Below are 18,933 nucleotides of genomic sequence, written 5' to 3'. Positions count from 1 at the left end.
TGACAAGCCACGTCCTTAACTTTTGGAATGAGCTATGTCTGCAACAAAACTGACCCGCCGCGAACAACGCGCCCGGGCCCAACATTTTATCGACACCCTGGAAGGCACCGCCTTTCCCAACTCAAAACGCATTTATATCACTGGCACACACCCCAGCGTGCGCGTGCCGATGCGTGAGATCCAGCTTAGCCCGACACTAATTGGCGGCAGCAAAGAACAGCCGCAGTACGAAGAAAACGAAGCGATTCCGGTCTACGACACCTCCGGCCCGTATGGCGATCCGCAGATCGCCATTAACGTGCAGCAAGGGCTGGCAAAACTGCGCCAGCCGTGGATCGACGCACGCGGCGATACCGAAGAACTCACCGTGCGCAGTTCCGATTACACTAAAGCGCGGCTGGCAGATGATGGCCTCGACGAGCTGCGTTTTAGCGGCGTATTAACGCCAAAACGCGCCAAAGCAGGACGCTGCGTCACCCAACTGCACTACGCCCGCCAGGGCATCATCACACCGGAAATGGAATTCATCGCCATCCGCGAGAATATGGGCCGCGAGCGCATCCGTAGCGAAGTTTTACGCCACCAGCATCCGGGAATGAGCTTTGGCGCACGTCTGCCGGAAAATATCACTGCGGAATTTGTCCGTGATGAAGTTGCTGCCGGACGTGCGATTATCCCGGCCAACATTAATCATCCGGAATCGGAGCCGATGATTATTGGCCGTAACTTCCTGGTAAAAGTTAACGCCAATATCGGCAACTCAGCGGTCACCTCTTCCATCGAAGAAGAAGTGGAAAAGCTGGTATGGTCCACGCGCTGGGGAGCGGATACGGTGATGGATCTCTCCACCGGTCGCTATATTCACGAAACCCGCGAGTGGATTTTGCGTAACAGCCCGGTGCCGATCGGTACTGTGCCGATCTACCAGGCGCTGGAGAAGGTTAATGGGATCGCCGAAGATCTTACCTGGGAAGCGTTCCGCGACACGCTGCTGGAACAGGCCGAGCAAGGTGTGGATTACTTCACTATCCATGCGGGGGTGCTGCTGCGCTACGTGCCGATGACCGCGAAACGCCTGACCGGTATCGTCTCTCGCGGCGGTTCGATTATGGCGAAATGGTGTCTCTCCCATCATCAGGAAAATTTCCTCTATCAACACTTCCGCGAAATTTGTGAAATCTGTGCCGCTTATGACGTTTCGCTGTCGCTGGGCGACGGCCTGCGCCCCGGTTCTATTCAGGACGCCAACGATGAAGCGCAGTTTGCCGAGCTGCATACGCTGGGCGAACTGACCAAAATCGCCTGGGAATATGACGTGCAGGTGATGATTGAAGGCCCCGGGCATGTGCCGATGCAGATGATTCGCCGCAATATGACCGAGGAGTTAGAGCACTGCCACGAAGCGCCGTTTTACACTCTGGGGCCGCTAACTACCGATATCGCGCCGGGCTATGACCACTTCACGTCAGGGATTGGTGCGGCGATGATTGGCTGGTTTGGCTGCGCGATGCTCTGTTACGTAACGCCAAAAGAGCATCTGGGTCTGCCTAATAAAGAAGATGTTAAGCAGGGGCTTATCACCTATAAGATTGCCGCCCACGCCGCCGACCTGGCGAAAGGGCATCCGGGCGCGCAAATTCGCGATAACGCCATGTCGAAAGCCCGCTTCGAATTTCGCTGGGAAGACCAGTTTAATCTGGCCCTCGACCCGTTTACCGCCCGCGCTTATCACGATGAAACCCTGCCGCAAGAGTCCGGCAAAGTCGCCCATTTTTGCTCCATGTGTGGGCCGAAATTCTGCTCGATGAAAATCAGCCAGGAAGTGCGTGATTACGCCGCCGCGCAAACCATTGAAGTGGGAATGGCGGATATGTCGGAGAACTTCCGCGCCAGAGGCGGAGAAATCTACCTGCGTAAGGAGGAAGCGTGATGTATCAGCCTGATTTTCCTCCTGTACCTTTTCGTTTAGGACTGTACCCGGTGGTGGACAGCGTACAGTGGATCGAACGTCTGTTGGATGCAGGCGTACGTACTCTCCAGCTACGCATCAAAGATCAACGCGATGAAGAGGTGGAAGCCGATGTCGTGGCGGCAATTGCGCTGGGCCGCCGCTATAACGCGCGATTGTTTATCAACGATTACTGGCGGCTGGCGATCAAGCATCAGGCGTATGGCGTCCATTTGGGGCAGGAAGATTTGCAAGCCACCGATCTCCACGCCATCCGCGCGGCAGGCCTGCGGCTGGGCGTTTCGACCCATGACGATATGGAGATCGACGTCGCGCTAGCAGCACATCCTTCTTATATCGCACTGGGACATGTATTCCCGACGCAAACCAAACAGATGCCTTCTGCACCGCAGGGGCTGGAACAACTGGCACGGCACATTGAGCGTCTGGCGGATTATCCCACCGTGGCGATTGGCGGTATCAGTCTGACGCGCGCGCCTGCGGTGATGGCGACGGGTGTCGGCAGTATCGCCGTCGTCAGCGCCATTACCCAGGCGGCAGACTGGCGTTTGGCAACGGCACAGTTGCTGGAAATTGCAGGAGTTGGCGATGAATGACCGTGACTTTATGCGTTATAGCCGCCAAATCCTGCTCGACGATATCGCTCTTGACGGGCAGCAAAAACTGCTCGATAGCCAGGTGCTGATTATCGGTCTGGGCGGGCTGGGTACAGCTGCTGCGCTGTACCTGGCAGGCGCTGGCGTCGGGACGCTGGTACTGGCAGATGACGACGATGTGCATTTAAGCAATCTGCAACGACAAATCCTCTTTACTACTGAAGATATCGATCGCCCGAAATCGCAGGTCAGCCAACAGCGACTGACACAGTTGAATCCCGATATTCAACTGATGGCACTACAACAACGGTTAACGGGTGAGGCGTTAAAAGATGCGGTTGCACAAGCCGATGTGGTGCTCGACTGTACCGACAATATGGCGACTCGCCAGGAGATTAATGCCGCCTGCGTGGCACTCAACACGCCGCTTATCACCGCCAGTGCGGTCGGATTTGGCGGTCAGTTGATGGTACTGACGCCGCCCTGGGAGCAGGGTTGTTACCGCTGTCTGTGGCCAGATAACCAGGAGCCAGAACGCAACTGCCGCACGGCGGGCGTGGTTGGCCCGGTGGTCGGAGCTATGGGAACTTTGCAGGCACTGGAAGCAATTAAGTTATTAAGCGGTATAGAGACGCCTGCGGGAGAACTCCGACTGTTCGACGGTAAGTCGAGCCAGTGGCGCAGCCTGGCGTTGCGCCGCGCCAGTGGTTGCCCGGTATGCGGAGGAAGCAATGCAGATCCTGTTTAACGATCAACCGATGCAGTGCGCCGCCGGACAAACAGTTCACGAGCTGCTGGAGCAACTCAATCAACAACAAGCGGGCGCGGCACTGGCGATTAATCAACACATCGTCCCGCGTGAGCAATGGGCGCAACATATCGTGCAGGATGGCGACCAGATCCTGCTTTTTCAGATTATTGCAGGGGGTTGAGATGTTACGTATTGCGGATAAAACGTTTGATTCACATCTGTTTACCGGCACCGGGAAATTCGCCTCTTCACAACTGATGGTGGAAGCGATTCGCGCGTCTGGCAGCCAGCTGGTGACGCTGGCGATGAAACGCGTCGACTTGCGCCAGCACAACGACGCTATCCTCGATCCACTTATCGCGGCGGGTGTGACACTGCTGCCGAATACTTCCGGGGCGAAAACCGCGGAAGAAGCCATTTTCGCCGCCCATCTGGCACGTGAAGCATTAGGCACAAACTGGCTAAAATTAGAGATTCATCCTGACGCCCGCTGGCTATTGCCCGATCCCATCGAAACCCTGAAAGCCGCCGAAACGCTGGTACAACAGGGATTTGTCGTGCTGCCTTACTGCGGGGCCGATCCGGTATTGTGTAAACGTCTGGAAGAAGTCGGCTGTGCAGCGGTGATGCCGCTCGGCGCGCCGATTGGCTCGAATCAGGGACTGGAAACTCGCGCCATGCTGGAGATTATTATCCAGCAAGCCACTGTTCCGGTGGTCGTTGATGCTGGCATCGGCGTTCCCAGCCATGCCGCGCAGGCGCTGGAAATGGGGGCCGACGCGGTGTTAGTGAATACGGCGATTGCCGTCGCGGACGATCCCGTCAACATGGCGAAGGCATTTCGTCTGGCAGTAGAAGCAGGCCTGCTGGCTCGTCAGTCCGGACCGGGCAGCCGCAGTCATTTTGCTCATGCCACCAGCCCGCTGACTGGATTTCTGGAGGCATCGGCATGAAAACCTTCAGCGATCGCTGGCGACAACAGGACTGGGACGACATCCGCCTGCGTATCAACGGCAAAACGGCTGCTGACGTAGAGCGGGCGCTAAATGCCTCGCAACTCACCCGCGACGATATGATGGCGCTGTTATCGCCAGCCGCCAGTGGCTATCTGGAACCACTGGCCCAACGGGCGCAGCGCCTGACCCGTCAGCGATTTGGCAACACAGTTAGTTTCTACGTCCCGCTTTATCTTTCCAATCTTTGCGCTAACGACTGCACGTATTGCGGATTTTCCATGAGCAACCGCATCAAGCGCAAAACGCTGGATGAAGCGGATATCGCCAGGGAAAGCGCCGCTATACGGGAAATGGGCTTTGAGCATCTGTTGCTGGTCACTGGTGAACATCAGGCGAAAGTGGGGATGGATTACTTTCGCCGCCATCTCCCTGCCCTGCGTGAACAGTTCTCTTCATTGCAGATGGAAGTACAGCCGCTGGCGGAAGCGGAATACGCCGAGTTAAAGCAGCTTGGTCTGGATGGGGTGATGGTTTATCAAGAGACATATCACGAGGCGACTTATGCCCGCCATCATTTGAAGGGCAAAAAACAGGACTTCTTCTGGCGGCTGGAAACGCCGGATCGGCTGGGTCGGGCGGGGATTGATAAGATTGGCCTCGGCGCGCTAATTGGTCTTTCCGACAGCTGGCGCGTTGACTGCTATATGGTTGCCGAACATTTGCTATGGCTGCAACAGCATTACTGGCAAACCCGTTACTCTGTCTCCTTCCCGCGCCTGCGCCCGTGTACTGGCGGCATTGAGCCTGCGTCGATTATGGATGAACACCAGTTAGTGCAAACCATCTGCGCCTTCCGGCTGCTTGCACCGGAGATTGAACTGTCACTCTCCACGCGGGAATCATCGTGGTTTCGCGATCGAGTTATTCCGCTGGCAATCAATAACGTCAGCGCCTTCTCGAAAACGCAGCCAGGTGGCTATGCCGACAATCACCCCGAGCTGGAACAGTTCTCACCGCACGACGATCGCAGACCGGAAGCGGTTGCTGCCGCGTTAACTGCTCAGGGTTTGCAGCCGGTATGGAAAGACTGGGACAGCTATCTGGGACGCGCCTCGCAAAGGCCATGAGACAGAATGTAACAACGTAAATTTATTCCGAGCCGCTACGGAAGATGAAAAACGCAAGGTTGTTGAAAGCGTTGTGTTTTTTTATGGTAGTGCCGTCAGCAGGAATGTTGTCCAGGGCGAAAAGCTTCTTCCTCGTTTCGCCCTGCCTTTCTTAAAAATTCCGTAATGCATCTGAAACCACCACCTGTTGAGCAATGAAAGAGATCTGATTGTAAGAGAGTAAATACTCGACTATCATACAGACGAAAATAAGAACACATGTTCTCATCTTCCAGGATGTAGCAGACTGAAGAAATTCAGACATCCCGCAACCTGCGATTATCGCAAGGTCAAGGCCAAGTCCGGTAATGGCGTTCTGAATACCAGAGATAATTCTCTGGCGAAACCCACCTTAAGGTGGGTTTTGTTATTTTGAGGGCTGAGGAAGCTGCTTATTTCTCAATAAGTTGTAGGCAATGGTGAAAAATTTCACTGACTTACCTTTCTGTTTTTCAGAAATGGGATAAGCGCTAGTTATATGCAAACGAAGTTTTTTCTTTTCCCTGAAAGCCCTAAACGCAACAAAGTAAAATGCCTTGTCTCCTCCGTCTAAGTCCACCTCAATCACGGCATAGCTACCATACCCGGCATGAATAACATTGCTTTCTGGCAGCGCCAAAATGGTTCTTTTTAAGTGTATGCGCGCTAAGTTATAACGGTGCTGGCAGAAGGGACGAGATTCTTTAGGCGCGTGGTACATTAACGATTGTTTTTCTTCGTTCGTCTGATGTTCATAATCTTTTGTGAAGCAGTGAAGAGAGTAGGTAACCCAAAAGCGATACTCTAAAGGCTCTTTGCCCTCATGATGCTGAACGTAGACAGCCTGATGAGCATCAAGAAACGATAAATCACGAATATCACCATCCGGATGTCCAAAAGGTCGCCACTTCTCCACTTCCTGTTTCATTCTCGTTCCTTAAGAAAGTTACACAGGAATAGTATCGAATCCTTGCCGAGTTTGACTTAATTAGTTCAGTCAGTTTCAGGATATTAGCCATCTCTACATTGATTATGAGTATCCAGAAATTCATTAAATATTCTGACAAATGCTCTTCCCCTGAACTACACCCATAAAAAAACCCGCCGAAGCGGGTTTTTACGTTATTTGCGGATTAACGATTACTCGTTATCAGAACCGCCCAGACCTGCGTTCAGCAGTTCTGCCAGGCTGGCAGATGCGTCTTCTGCAGTCACCTGCGGTGCAGCCGGAGCTTCACCCGCAGCACGGCGACGCATACGATCCTGGTGGTACGCGTAACCGGTACCCGCCGGGATCAGACGACCCACGATAACGTTCTCTTTCAGGCCGCGCAGTTCGTCGCGTTTGCCCGCAACGGCTGCTTCGGTCAGCACGCGAGTGGTCTCCTGGAACGATGCCGCGGAGATGAAGGACTCGGTTGCCAGAGACGCTTTGGTGATACCCAGCAGATCGCGGGAGTAAGTTGCACCCACTTTGCCGTTCGCTTCCAGTTCGCGGTTTGCGATCTTGACGCGAGAGTATTCAACCTGTTCGCCTTCCAGGAAGTCGGAGCTGCCCGCGTTAACGATGGTAGCTTTACGCAGCATCTGACGAACGATAACTTCGATGTGTTTATCGTTAATCTTAACGCCCTGCAGACGGTATACGTCCTGTACTTCGTTAACGATGTAACGAGTCACAGCATGAACACCACGCAGACGCAGAATGTCGTGCGGCGCTTCCGGACCGTCGGAAATTACGTCACCACGTTCTACACGTTCACCTTCGAACACGTTGAGCTGACGCCATTTCGGAATCATCTCTTCGTACGGATCGCTACCGTCTACCGGGGTGATAACCAGACGACGTTTACCTTTGGTTTCTTTACCGAAGGAAACGATACCGCTGATTTCAGCCAGGATTGCCGGCTCTTTCGGACGACGTGCTTCGAACAGGTCCGCAACGCGCGGCAGACCACCGGTGATGTCCTTGGTACCGCCGGATTCCTGCGGAATACGCGCCAGGGTGTCACCAGAGCTGATCTGTACGCCATCTTCCAGCTGAACAATCGCTTTACCCGGCAGGAAGTACTGCGCAGGCATATCGGTACCTGGGATCAGAACGTCGTTACCCTGAGCATCAACGATTTTCAGTGCCGGACGCAGATCTTTACCACCTGCGGTACGTTCTGCGGAATCCAGAACCACCAGCGAAGACAGACCGGTCAGTTCGTCGGTCTGACGAGTAATGGTCTGGCCGTCGATCATGTCAGTAAAGCGTACAAAACCGCTTACTTCGGTGATAACCGGCATGGTGTGCGGGTCCCAGTTTGCAACGGTTTCGCCGCCAGCAACCTGTTCGCCATCGCCTTTTGCCAGTACCGCACCGTAAGGTACTTTGTAGCTTTCTTTGGTACGACCGAATTCGTCGATCAGTTTCAGTTCGGTGTTACGGGAAGTGATAACCAGTTTACCGCTGGAGTTCACAACCGACTTCACGTTGCTGAGCTTGATGCTACCTTTGTTTTTCACCTGGATGCTGGATTCAGCAGCTGCACGAGATGCCGCACCACCGATGTGGAACGTACGCATGGTCAGCTGTGTACCCGGTTCACCGATGGACTGTGCCGCGATAACACCGATTGCTTCACCTTTGTTGATGATGTGGCCACGCGCCAGGTCACGACCGTAGCAGTGCGCACATACACCAAAGTCGGTGTCACAAGATACAACAGAACGTACTTTTACCGCGTCGACAGAGTTCTCTTCCAGCAGGTCACACCACTGTTCGTGCAGCAGCGTGTTACGCGGAACGAGGATATCAGCAGTACCCGGCTTCAGAACGTCTTCAGCAGTTACACGACCCAGTACGCGATCGCGCAGCGGCTCTTTAACGTCACCACCTTCGATAACCGGAGTCATCATGATACCTTCATGGGTACCACAATCGTCTTCGGTAACCACCAGGTCCTGCGCCACGTCAACCAGACGACGAGTCAGGTAACCGGAGTTCGCAGTTTTCAGTGCGGTATCCGCCAGACCCTTACGAGCACCGTGGGTGGAGATGAAGTACTGGAGTACGTTCAGACCTTCACGGAAGTTCGCGGTGATTGGCGTTTCGATGATGGAGCCATCCGGCTTCGCCATCAGACCACGCATACCAGCAAGCTGACGAATCTGTGCCGCAGAACCACGCGCACCGGAGTCGGCCATCATGTAGATGCTGTTGAAGGAAACCTGCTTCTCTTCCTGACCGTCACGGTTAATCACGGTTTCAGTTTGCAGGTTATCCATCATCGCTTTGGATACACGATCGTTCGCCGCAGCCCAGATATCGATAACTTTGTTGTAGCGTTCGCCCGCAGTTACCAGACCAGACTGGAACTGCTCCTGAATTTCAGCAACTTCTGCTTCTGCCTCGGAGATGATTTCGTGTTTCTTCTCCGGGATGACCATGTCATCGATACCAACAGATGCACCAGAACGCGCTGCATATGCAAAGCCGGTGTACATGATCTGGTCCGCAAAAATAACGGTCGGTTTCAGACCGAGAATGCGGTAGCAGGTGTTCAGCATTTTGGAGATTGCTTTTTTACCCAGCGCCTGGTTGACGATGGAGTAAGGCAGACCTTTCGGTACAATCATCCACAGAATGGCACGGCCAACAGTCGTGTCTTTCAGGCTGGTTTTCGCTACTAATTCACCGTTTGCATCTTTTTCATACTCGGTGATACGCACTTTAACGCGCGCATGCAGAGAAGCCAGACCAGAGCGATACAGACGTTCTGCTTCTTTCGGGCCAGTCAGCACCATGCCTTCGCCTTTGGCGTTAACACAGTCACGGGTCATGTAGTACAGACCCAGTACAACGTCCTGAGACGGAACGATGATTGGTTCGCCGTTCGCCGGGGACAGGATGTTGTTGGTAGACATCATCAGCGCACGCGCTTCCAGCTGGGCTTCCAGCGTCAGCGGTACGTGAACAGCCATCTGGTCACCATCGAAGTCGGCGTTATATGCCGCACAAACCAGCGGGTGCAGCTGGATAGCTTTACCTTCGATCAGTACCGGTTCAAATGCCTGGATACCCAGACGGTGCAGAGTCGGTGCACGGTTCAGCAGTACCGGGTGTTCGCGGATAACTTCGTCCAGGATATCCCAAACGACAGCTTCTTCGCGCTCAACCATTTTCTTCGCAGCTTTAATGGTGGTAGCAAGACCACGCAGTTCCAGCTTGCCGTAGATGAACGGTTTGAACAGCTCCAGCGCCATTTTCTTCGGCAGACCGCACTGATGCAGACGCAGGTATGGACCTACGGTGATTACAGAACGACCGGAGTAGTCAACACGCTTACCGAGCAGGTTCTGACGGAAACGACCCTGTTTACCTTTGATCATGTCGGCCAAAGATTTCAGAGGACGCTTGTTAGAACCGGTGATTGCACGACCGCGACGACCGTTATCCAACAGGGCGTCTACCGCTTCCTGCAGCATACGTTTTTCGTTACGTACGATGATATCCGGCGCAGCCAGATCCAGCAGACGTTTCAGACGGTTGTTACGGTTAATGACGCGACGATACAGATCGTTCAGGTCAGAAGTCGCGAAACGACCACCATCCAGCGGAACCAGCGGACGCAGATCTGGCGGCAGTACCGGCAGAACGGTCAGGATCATCCACTCTGGTTTGTTACCAGACTGAACGAACGCTTCCAGCAGTTTGATACGCTTGGTCAGCTTTTTACGCTTGGTTTCGGAGTTGGTTTCGTTCAGCTCTTCACGCAGCTGTTCGCACTCTTGCTCCAGATCCATGCTCTTCAGCAGAGCCTGGATTGCTTCCGCACCCATTTTCGCGTCGAATTCGTCACCGAACTCTTCCAGCGCGTCCAGATACTGCTCTTCCGTCAGGATCTGCTGACGTTCCAGGTTGGTCATACCGCCTTCGATAACCACATAGGATTCGAAGTACAGTACACGTTCGATATCGCGCAGCGGCATATCGAGCAGCAGGCCGATACGGGACGGCAGCGATTTCAGGAACCAGATGTGCGCAGTCGGGGAAGCCAGTTCGATGTGGCCCATACGCTCACGGCGTACTTTAGTCTGGGTCACTTCAACGCCGCACTTCTCACAGATGACGCCACGGTGTTTCAGGCGCTTGTACTTACCGCACAGGCACTCGTAATCTTTTACCGGCCCAAAGATACGGGCGCAGAAAAGGCCGTCACGTTCTGGTTTGAACGTACGGTAGTTGATGGTTTCCGGCTTTTTAACTTCACCGAAAGACCATGAACGGATCATGTCTGGCGAAGCCAGAGCAATTTTGATCGCATCAAACTCTTCGGTTTTAGTCTGCGCTTTCAGAAACTTTAATAAATCTTTCACGGATTTGCTCCCGTCGGAGTTAGCACAATCCGCTGCCGGGTTTTACCCCGACAGCAGTGACCTGTTTGAGCGAGAATTACTCGTCTTCCAGTTCGATGTTGATACCCAGCGAACGAATCTCTTTCAACAATACGTTGAAGGATTCTGGCATGCCCGGCTCCATCTGATGGTTGCCGTCCACGATGTTTTTATACATCTTAGTACGACCGTTCACGTCATCAGACTTAACGGTGAGCATTTCCTGCAGGGTGTATGCTGCGCCGTATGCTTCCAGCGCCCACACTTCCATCTCCCCGAAACGCTGACCACCGAACTGTGCCTTACCACCCAGCGGCTGCTGAGTAACCAGGCTGTAAGAACCGGTGGAACGCGCGTGCATCTTGTCGTCGACCAGGTGGTTCAGTTTCAGCATGTACATGTAACCAACGGTTACCGGACGCTCGAACTGTTCACCAGTGCGGCCGTCGTACAGGCGGATCTGACCAGAAGTCGGCAGGTCGCCAAGTTTCAGCAGCTCTTTAATTTCTGCTTCTTTCGCACCGTCGAACACCGGCGTTGCGATTGGCATACCTTTGCGCAGGTTTTCAGCCAGACGCATAACTTCTTCATCGCTGAAGGTACTCAGGTCAACTTTCTGACGAACGTCAGCGCCCAGATCGTACGCACGCTGGATGAATTCGCGCAGTTTCGCGACTTCTTGCTGCTGTTTCAGCATGGCGTTGATCTTGTCGCCGATACCTTTCGCAGCCATACCCAGGTGGGTTTCGAGGATCTGACCGATGTTCATACGAGACGGTACGCCCAGCGGGTTCAGTACGATGTCTACCGGCGTACCGTTTTCATCGTAAGGCATATCTTCGATCGGGTTGATCTTAGAAATTACACCCTTGTTACCGTGACGACCTGCCATCTTGTCACCAGGCTGGATACGGCGTTTAACCGCCAGATATACCTTAACAATCTTCAGCACGCCCGGTGCCAGATCGTCGCCCTGGGTGATTTTGCGGCGTTTCGCTTCGAGTTTCTTCTCGAACTCGTGTTTCAGTTCGTCATACTGCTCAGCCAGCTGTTCCAGCTGATTTTGTTTCTCTTCGTCGGTCAGGCCCAGCTCCAGCCAGCGATCGCGCGGCAGTTTGTCGAGCTTCTCAGCTTCAACGCCACCGGCTACCAGCACAGCACGGATACGGCTGAACAGACCCGCTTCGAGGATCTGCAGTTCTTCAGACAGGTCTTTCTTCGCCTGTTTGAGCTGCATTTCTTCGATTTCCAGCGCACGTTTGTCTTTTTCTACGCCATCGCGAGTAAAGACCTGAACGTCGATAACCGTACCGGATACACCGTTTGGTACGCGCAGAGAAGAGTCTTTAACATCAGACGCTTTCTCACCGAAGATCGCACGCAGCAGTTTTTCTTCTGGGGTCAGCTGAGTTTCACCTTTCGGCGTTACCTTACCAACCAGAATGTCGCCACCGGTCACTTCCGCACCAATGTAAACGATACCGGATTCATCCAGTTTGGAGAGCGCAGCTTCACCCACGTTCGGGATGTCAGCGGTGATCTCTTCCGGCCCCAGCTTTGTGTCACGGGACACACACGCCAGTTCCTGAATGTGGATGGTGGTGAAACGGTCTTCCTGAACAACACGCTCGGATACGAGGATGGAGTCTTCGAAGTTGTAACCATTCCACGGCATGAACGCTACGCGCATGTTCTGGCCAAGCGCCAGTTCACCGAGGTCGGTAGACGGACCGTCTGCCAGCACGTCGCCACGTTCAACCGGTTCACCCAGAGACACACACGGCATCTGGTTGATACAGGTGTTCTGGTTAGAACGGGTGTATTTGGTCAGGTTGTAGATGTCGATACCTGCTTCACCCGGATACATCTCGTCTTCGTTAACTTTGATAACGATACGGGAAGCATCCACGTACTGAACGACACCACCACGTTTAGCAACCGCAGTTACACCGGAGTCAACGGCAACAGCACGTTCCATACCCGTACCAACCAGCGGCTTATCAGCGCGCAGAGTCGGAACGGCCTGACGTTGCATGTTCGCACCCATCAATGCACGGTTGGCGTCATCGTGTTCAAGGAACGGGATCAGGGACGCACCGACGGATACCACCTGCTGGGTGGATACGTCCATGTAGTCAACCTGGTCGCGGCTGAACAAGCTGGATTCGCCTTTGCTACGGCAAGTTACCAGGTCTTCTACGAAGTGGCCTTCTTCATCCAGGTTGGAGTTCGCCTGGGCGATAACGTAGTTGCCTTCTTCGATAGCAGACAGGTAGTGAATTTCGTCAGTTACAACACCGTCGGTCACTTTACGATACGGAGTCTCAAGGAAGCCGTATTCGTTAGTCTGTGCGTACACGGACAGAGAGTTGATCAGACCGATGTTCGGACCTTCAGGGGTTTCGATTGGACATACGCGACCGTAGTGAGTCGGGTGTACGTCTCGAACTTCGAAGCCTGCACGTTCACGGGTCAGACCGCCTGGGCCGAGTGCGGAGATACGACGTTTGTGCGTAATCTCAGACAGCGGGTTGTTCTGGTCCATAAACTGAGACAGCTGGCTGGAACCGAAGAACTCTTTCACTGCTGCGGAAATCGGCTTGGCGTTGATCATATCCTGAGGCATCAGGGTATCCAGATCGCCCAGAGACAGACGCTCTTTCACCGCACGTTCTACACGTACCAGGCCAACGCGGAACTGGTTTTCCGCCATTTCGCCAACGGAACGGATACGACGGTTGCCGAGGTGGTCGATATCATCGACTTCACCTTTACCGTTACGGATATCGATGAGCTTTTTCATAACATCAATGATGTCGTCTTTGCTCAGGATACCGGAACCTTCGATTTCTTCGCGCAGCAGAGAGCGGTTGAACTTCATACGACCAACCGCAGACAGGTCATAGCGGTCTTCGGAGAAGAACAGGTTCTCGAACAGGCTTTCAGCTGCTTCACGAGTCGGCGGCTCGCCAGGGCGCATCATGCGGTAGATTTCTACCAGTGCGCTCAGACGGTCGTTAGTTGGGTCGACACGTAAGGTTTCAGAGATATATGGGCCGTGATCCAGATCGTTGGTGAACAGCGTTTCGATACGCTTGTGACCAGACTGGCTCAGCTTAGCCAGAAGATCCAGGCTCAGCTCCATGTTCGCTGCGCAGATCAGCTCGCCGGTAGACTCATCAATATAGTCTTTAGCAACCACTTTACCTGCGATGTACTCAACCGGGACTTCGATCAGTTTGACGTCGTCTTTTTCCAGCTGGCGAATGTGGCGCGCAGTAATACGGCGGCCTTTTTCTACGTACACTTTACCGTTAGCTTCGATGTCAAAAGATGCGGTTTCACCACGCAGGCGTTCCGGCACCAGTTCCATCTGCAGCTTGTTATCACGGATTTCAAAGATAACTTTTTCAAAGAACAGGTCGAGGATCTGTTCAGTAGTGTAGTTCAGGGCGCGCAGAATGATGGTCGCAGGCAGTTTGCGGCGACGGTCGATACGTACGAACAGGTTGTCCTTCGGATCGAATTCGAAGTCCAGCCAGGAACCACGGTAAGGGATGATGCGCGCGTTATACAGCACTTTACCCGAAGAGTGGGTTTTACCTTTGTCGGAGTCAAAGAAGACGCCCGGACTACGGTGCAGCTGGGAAACGATAACACGCTCAGTACCGTTGATAACAAAGGTACCGTTGTCTGTCATGAGCGGAATTTCGCCCATGTAGACTTCTTGTTCTTTAATGTCTTTTACGGTGCCTTCCGGCGCTTCGCGCTCATAGATCACCAGACGCAGTTTAACGCGCAGCGGTGCGGAATAGGTCACGCCACGGATTTGACATTCCTGGACGTCAAACACCGGTTCGCCAAGGCGGTAGCTGACGTATTGCAGCTCGGAATTACCGCTGTAGCTCTGAATCGGGAATACGGAACGGAAAGCAGCTTCCAGACCATACTGCCCTTCAGGATCTTGCTCGATAAATTTCTGAAACGAGTCAAGCTGGATAGAAAGGAGATAAGGTACATCCAGAACTTGTGGACGTTTACCAAAATCCTTACGAATACGTTTTTTCTCGGTATAGGAGTAAACCATAGGGTTCCTCAGCTCGCTGACAAGTCGACCCATCTGTCCATTGAGCGGACAGTTTGTGCAACACTATTTTGTTGACCGGAAAATGGAACACTTTCCGCAATGCCTGTTGCTATCACGCTTAAACCATTTCATTGCGATTTACACAGAACGGACGTCCTGTCGCAGTATATTAAGTCGTCGATAGAAACAAGCATTGAAAGGCACAGCAGTAGTCAAACAGTGTGAAACGCTACTGGCGCCTTACAGCGCAAAAAGGCTGGTGACCAAAAAGTCACCAGCCATCAGCCTGATTTCTCAGGCTGCAACCGGAAGGGTTGGCTTATTTAACTTCAACTTCAGCGCCAGCTTCTTCCAGGGATTTTTTCAGTGCTTCTGCGTCGTCTTTGCTCACGCCTTCTTTCAGAGCAGCCGGTGCAGATTCTACCAGGTCTTTAGCTTCTTTCAGACCCAGGCCAGTTGCGCCACGTACTGCTTTGATAACAGCAACTTTGTTAGCGCCAGCAGCTTTCAGAATTACGTCGAATTCAGTTTTTTCTTCAGCAGCTTCAACCGGGCCAGCAGCTACAGCTACAGCAGCAGCAGCGGAAACACCGAATTTTTCTTCCATTGCAGAGATCAGTTCTACAACGTCCATTACAGACATAGCTGCAACTGCTTCAATGATTTGATCTTTAGTGATAGACATTTAAATTGTTCCTGAATATCAGAATAAGTTTATACGTAAGCGAATGCGTTAAAAAGATAACTGCGATTAAGCAGCTTCTTTCGCATCGCGTACAGCAGCCAGAGTACGAACCAGTTTGCCAGCCGAAGCTTCTTTCATGGTTGCCATCAGGCGTGCAATTGCTTCTTCGTAGGTCGGCAGAGTTGCCAGGCGGTCGATCTGAGACGCCGGGATCAGCTCACCTTCAAAGGCAGCGGCTTTGACCTCAAATTTTGCATTCGCTTTCGCGAACTCTTTGAACAGACGAGCAGCAGCGCCCGGGTGTTCCATAGAGTATGCAATCAGGGTCGGACCAACAAACGCGTCTTTCAGGCACTCGAACGGAGTACCTTCAACAGCACGGCGCAGCAGGGTGTTACGAACAACACGCATGTATACGCCAGCTTCGCGACCTGCTTTACGCAGTTCAGTCATTTTATCTACAGTTACGCCACGGGAATCCGCAACTACTGCAGACAGCGCGCCTTTGGCTACTTCGCTGACTTCAGCAACAATCGCTTGTTTGTCTTGAAGATTTAAAGCCATTAGCTTTGCTCCTGGATGTTTGCCAGAGAAAATCTCTGGAACTCACTTCACTCCTCCAAACGGAGAGAGCGTCTTAATTACGGTGAGCAGAAACAAGCCAGAATATAAAAGAATAATCTTAGCGTTCTGTCACCGTCTACGCAGGGGATTAAGTTTCTTGCGAAACTCCTGCGGTCTTCGACGGAGGCCTGGATAGGCCAGGCTCCAACGAACAAATCTTTTTAGCTGCTAACTTTCGTTAGCATACGTGGGGGTAAGATTGTAGACAAAATCACCGCCCACGTAAAGGCATTAGTTTACAGAAGCGCTCAGGCCAGCCTGGTCAACTGCAACACCTGCACCCATGGTGGTGGAGATGCTAACTTTCTTGATGTACACGCCTTTCGCCTGAGTCGGTTTTGCTTTTTTCAGCGCAACCAGCAGAGCTTCCAGGTTTTCTTTCAGTTTGTCAGCGTCAAAGTCCACTTTACCGATGGTGGTGTGGATGATGCCGTTTTTGTCGTTACGATAACGAACCTGGCCAGCTTTAGCGTTTTTAACCGCTTCAGCAACGTTCGGCGTTACAGTACCCACTTTCGGGTTTGGCATCAGGCCGCGCGGACCCAGAACCTGGCCCAGCTGGCCAACAACGCGCATTGCATCCGGAGAAGCAATAACAACGTCAAAGTTCATTTCGCCTTTCTTGATCTGGTCAGCCAGATCTTCCATACCTACCAGTTCAGCACCTGCAGCTTTAGCAGCTTCAGCGTTTGCACCCTGGGTAAATACGGCTACGCGAACGGAACGGCCAGTACCGTGCGGCAGTACAGTTGCACCACGTACGTTCTGGTCAGATTTACGAGCGTCGATGCCGAGGTTAACAGCAACGTCCACGCTTTCTACGAATTTAGCAGTCGCCAGCTCTTTCAGCAGAGCGATAGCTTCGTTGATGTCGTACTGTTTGGTTGCATCAACTTTCTCGCGGATAACACGCATGCGCTTGGTCAGTTTAGCCATTTCTTAGTCCTCCACTACCAGGCCCATGGAACGTGCAGTACCTTCGATGGAGCGAGTCATCGCTTCAATGTCGGCACCAGTCATGTCGGCAGCTTTGGTCTGCGCGATTTCCTGCAACTGAGCGCGGGAAATTTTACCCACTTTGTCTTTGTTCGGCTTACCGGAACCAGACTTGATACCAGCCGCTTTTTTCAGCAGAACTGCTGCCGGCGGAGTCTTGGTAACGAAAGTGAAAGAACGGTCAGCGTAAACGGTGATTACTACCGGAATCGGCAGACCTTTTTCGATGGAATCAGTTTTTGCGTTGAACGCTTTGCAGAATTCCATGATGTTTACGCCCTGCTGACCCAGAGCCGGACCTACTGGCGGACTCGGGTTAGCCATACCAGCTGCAACCTGCAGCTTGACATAGGCTTGTACTTTCTTAGCCATTATAAATTCCTCAAGTTGGGTAATAACGCCTCTGAGAGGCTCCCCGTGATATAAAAAATCGTTTTACGGGCAAGGCCCATAAAAACAAAAGGCGCGAAATTGTATTCCAATCTCGCGCCTTGTGCAACGATTAAATCGTCGCTTTTTTGATCGCTGGGTTAGGCTTTTTCAACCTGGCTGAAGTCAAGTTCTACCGGGGTCGCACGACCGAAGATAGAAACAGACACTTTCAGACGAGATTTCTCGTAATCCACTTCTTCAACAACACCGTTGAAGTCAGCGAACGGACCATCATTAACACGGACCATTTCACCCGGTTCAAACAGCGTTTTCGGACGCGGCTTATCACCAACCTGCTGCAGGCGGTTCATAATCGCATCGACTTCTTTATCGCTAATTGGCGCAGGACGATCGGAAGTACCGCCGATGAAGCCCATCACACGCGGTACGCTGCGCACCAGGTGCCAGCTCGCGTCGTTCATCACCATCTGAACGAGGACGTAACCTGGGAAGAATTTGCGTTCGCTTTTGCGACGCTGACCGCCACGGATTTCAACCACTTCTTCGGTTGGTACCATGACTTCACCAAACAAATCTTCCATGTTGTGTAATTTGATATGCTCACGCAGCGATGTTGCTACGCGGCCTTCAAAACCGGAAAACGCCTGAACGACGTACCAGCGCTTTTTAGGAGCTTCAGACATCTCAGAACCTCAGGCCAGTGATAAAGGATACCAGGCGAACCAGAATACCATCCAGTCCCCACAGGATCAGTGACATTACTGCGGTAACCGCAGCCACAATCAGCGTGGTGTGCAATGTTTCCTGGCGAGTCGGCCAAATGACCTTACGGACTTCGGTACGCGCTTCACGGGCAAAAGCAACGGTTGCTTTCCCTTTTGTCGTTAACAGCGCGACACCACCCGCTGCAGCAATCAGAATTACTACGGCCAGCGCACGCAGCGGCAGCATAATGTCGCGATAAAGGTAGTTGCCGACAATTGCCACCAGGAGCAATGCCACCACAACGACCCACTTCATCGCTTCCAGGCCGCGCCCGCTTCCTTGAGCTTCGGTATTCGCACTCATAAACCAACCTGTCAGAAGTATTCTACAAACATTTTCACCCCGCGATCGCGAGGCAAACCAAATCGAAACGCGTATTAGCTTTTCGGATTATACGCCCTCAACAGAGCCTGTCTCAGCAATGATTATGACAAAGAAAATCACTGATGAGCCAGGTTCTGGTACGAAAGCGTGCAAAAAGGGCATCAAATGATGCCCTTTTAGTGCGCATTGCGTCAAATGTTATCGGCAATTAGCTCAGAACTTTTGCTACAACGCCCGCGCCAACGGTACGGCCGCCTTCA

At 52.8% G+C, this 18,933-nt stretch carries 15 protein-coding genes; 6 read left to right on the top strand and 9 right to left on the bottom strand.

The window, feature by feature from the left end; all coding sequences use genetic code 11:
* The first annotated feature begins 34 nt into the window (after positions 1–34).
* The 6 genes from thiC to thiH are packed head-to-tail and all read left to right on the top strand — an operon-like array spanning position 35 to position 5,399.
* On the top strand, positions 35–1,930 hold the full coding sequence (gene thiC, locus D9597_RS12090) for a phosphomethylpyrimidine synthase ThiC (protein WP_130222634.1): 1,896 nt from the start codon (positions 35–37) through the stop codon (positions 1,928–1,930).
* Complete coding sequence (gene thiE, locus D9597_RS12085) at positions 1,930–2,565, top strand: thiamine phosphate synthase (protein ID WP_130222650.1); 636 nt, start codon at positions 1,930–1,932, stop codon at positions 2,563–2,565. The genes thiC and thiE overlap by 1 nt, the downstream gene beginning before the upstream one ends.
* Positions 2,558–3,313, top strand: coding sequence for a thiazole biosynthesis adenylyltransferase ThiF (gene thiF / locus D9597_RS12080; protein ID WP_130222632.1), 756 nt, complete (start codon positions 2,558–2,560; stop codon positions 3,311–3,313). The genes thiE and thiF overlap by 8 nt, the downstream gene beginning before the upstream one ends.
* A complete protein-coding gene (gene thiS, locus D9597_RS12075) occupies positions 3,297–3,497 on the top strand; it encodes a sulfur carrier protein ThiS (protein ID WP_130222630.1) in 201 nt (66 codons plus the stop codon). Before thiF ends, thiS begins: the two co-directional genes overlap by 17 nt.
* Before the next feature lies 1 nt (position 3,498).
* Complete coding sequence (gene thiG / locus D9597_RS12070; RefSeq protein ID WP_130222628.1) at positions 3,499–4,269, top strand: thiazole synthase; 771 nt, start codon at positions 3,499–3,501, stop codon at positions 4,267–4,269.
* A complete protein-coding gene (gene thiH / locus D9597_RS12065) occupies positions 4,266–5,399 on the top strand; it encodes a 2-iminoacetate synthase ThiH (RefSeq protein WP_130222626.1) in 1,134 nt (377 codons plus the stop codon). The genes thiG and thiH overlap by 4 nt, the downstream gene beginning before the upstream one ends.
* A gap of 406 nt (positions 5,400–5,805) precedes the next feature.
* On the opposite strand, the gene D9597_RS12060 is transcribed toward thiH, so the two are convergent.
* The 9 genes from D9597_RS12060 to secE all read right to left on the bottom strand — a co-directional run bounded on the left by D9597_RS12060 (position 5,806) and on the right by secE (position 18,652).
* Positions 5,806–6,345, bottom strand: a complete 540-nt coding sequence (locus D9597_RS12060) for a stationary phase growth adaptation protein (protein ID WP_130222624.1) — start codon at positions 6,343–6,345, stop codon at positions 5,806–5,808.
* A gap of 212 nt (positions 6,346–6,557) precedes the next feature.
* Entirely contained in the window at positions 6,558–10,781 is a 4,224-nt protein-coding gene (gene rpoC, locus D9597_RS12055) for a DNA-directed RNA polymerase subunit beta' (RefSeq protein WP_000653944.1), read from the bottom strand.
* 76 nt (positions 10,782–10,857) lie between these two features.
* Entirely contained in the window at positions 10,858–14,886 is a 4,029-nt protein-coding gene (gene rpoB / locus D9597_RS12050; RefSeq protein WP_000263098.1) for a DNA-directed RNA polymerase subunit beta, read from the bottom strand.
* Positions 14,887–15,205: 319 nt separating this feature from the next.
* Entirely contained in the window at positions 15,206–15,571 is a 366-nt protein-coding gene (gene rplL / locus D9597_RS12045; RefSeq protein ID WP_000028879.1) for a 50S ribosomal protein L7/L12, read from the bottom strand.
* 66 nt (positions 15,572–15,637) lie between these two features.
* Complete coding sequence (rplJ, locus tag D9597_RS12040) at positions 15,638–16,135, bottom strand: 50S ribosomal protein L10 (protein ID WP_001207201.1); 498 nt, start codon at positions 16,133–16,135, stop codon at positions 15,638–15,640.
* 291 nt (positions 16,136–16,426) lie between these two features.
* Entirely contained in the window at positions 16,427–17,131 is a 705-nt protein-coding gene (rplA, locus tag D9597_RS12035) for a 50S ribosomal protein L1 (protein WP_001096684.1), read from the bottom strand.
* Positions 17,132–17,134: 3 nt separating this feature from the next.
* A complete protein-coding gene (gene rplK, locus D9597_RS12030; RefSeq protein ID WP_001085926.1) occupies positions 17,135–17,563 on the bottom strand; it encodes a 50S ribosomal protein L11 in 429 nt (142 codons plus the stop codon).
* Positions 17,564–17,721: 158 nt separating this feature from the next.
* Positions 17,722–18,267, bottom strand: coding sequence for a transcription termination/antitermination protein NusG (gene nusG, locus D9597_RS12025; protein WP_001287516.1), 546 nt, complete (start codon positions 18,265–18,267; stop codon positions 17,722–17,724).
* A 1-nt stretch (position 18,268) separates the two neighbouring features.
* Positions 18,269–18,652, bottom strand: a complete 384-nt coding sequence (secE, locus tag D9597_RS12020) for a preprotein translocase subunit SecE (RefSeq protein ID WP_001275702.1) — start codon at positions 18,650–18,652, stop codon at positions 18,269–18,271.
* Between the last annotated feature and the right edge of the window lie 281 nt (positions 18,653–18,933).

This window comes from Escherichia sp. E13S3 (genome assembly GCF_004212325.1).
Classification (GTDB): Bacteria; Pseudomonadota; Gammaproteobacteria; order Enterobacterales; family Enterobacteriaceae; genus Escherichia.
The sequence above is the reverse complement of the archived record's forward strand: the minus strand, read 5'-3'. Positions and strand labels throughout refer to the sequence as shown.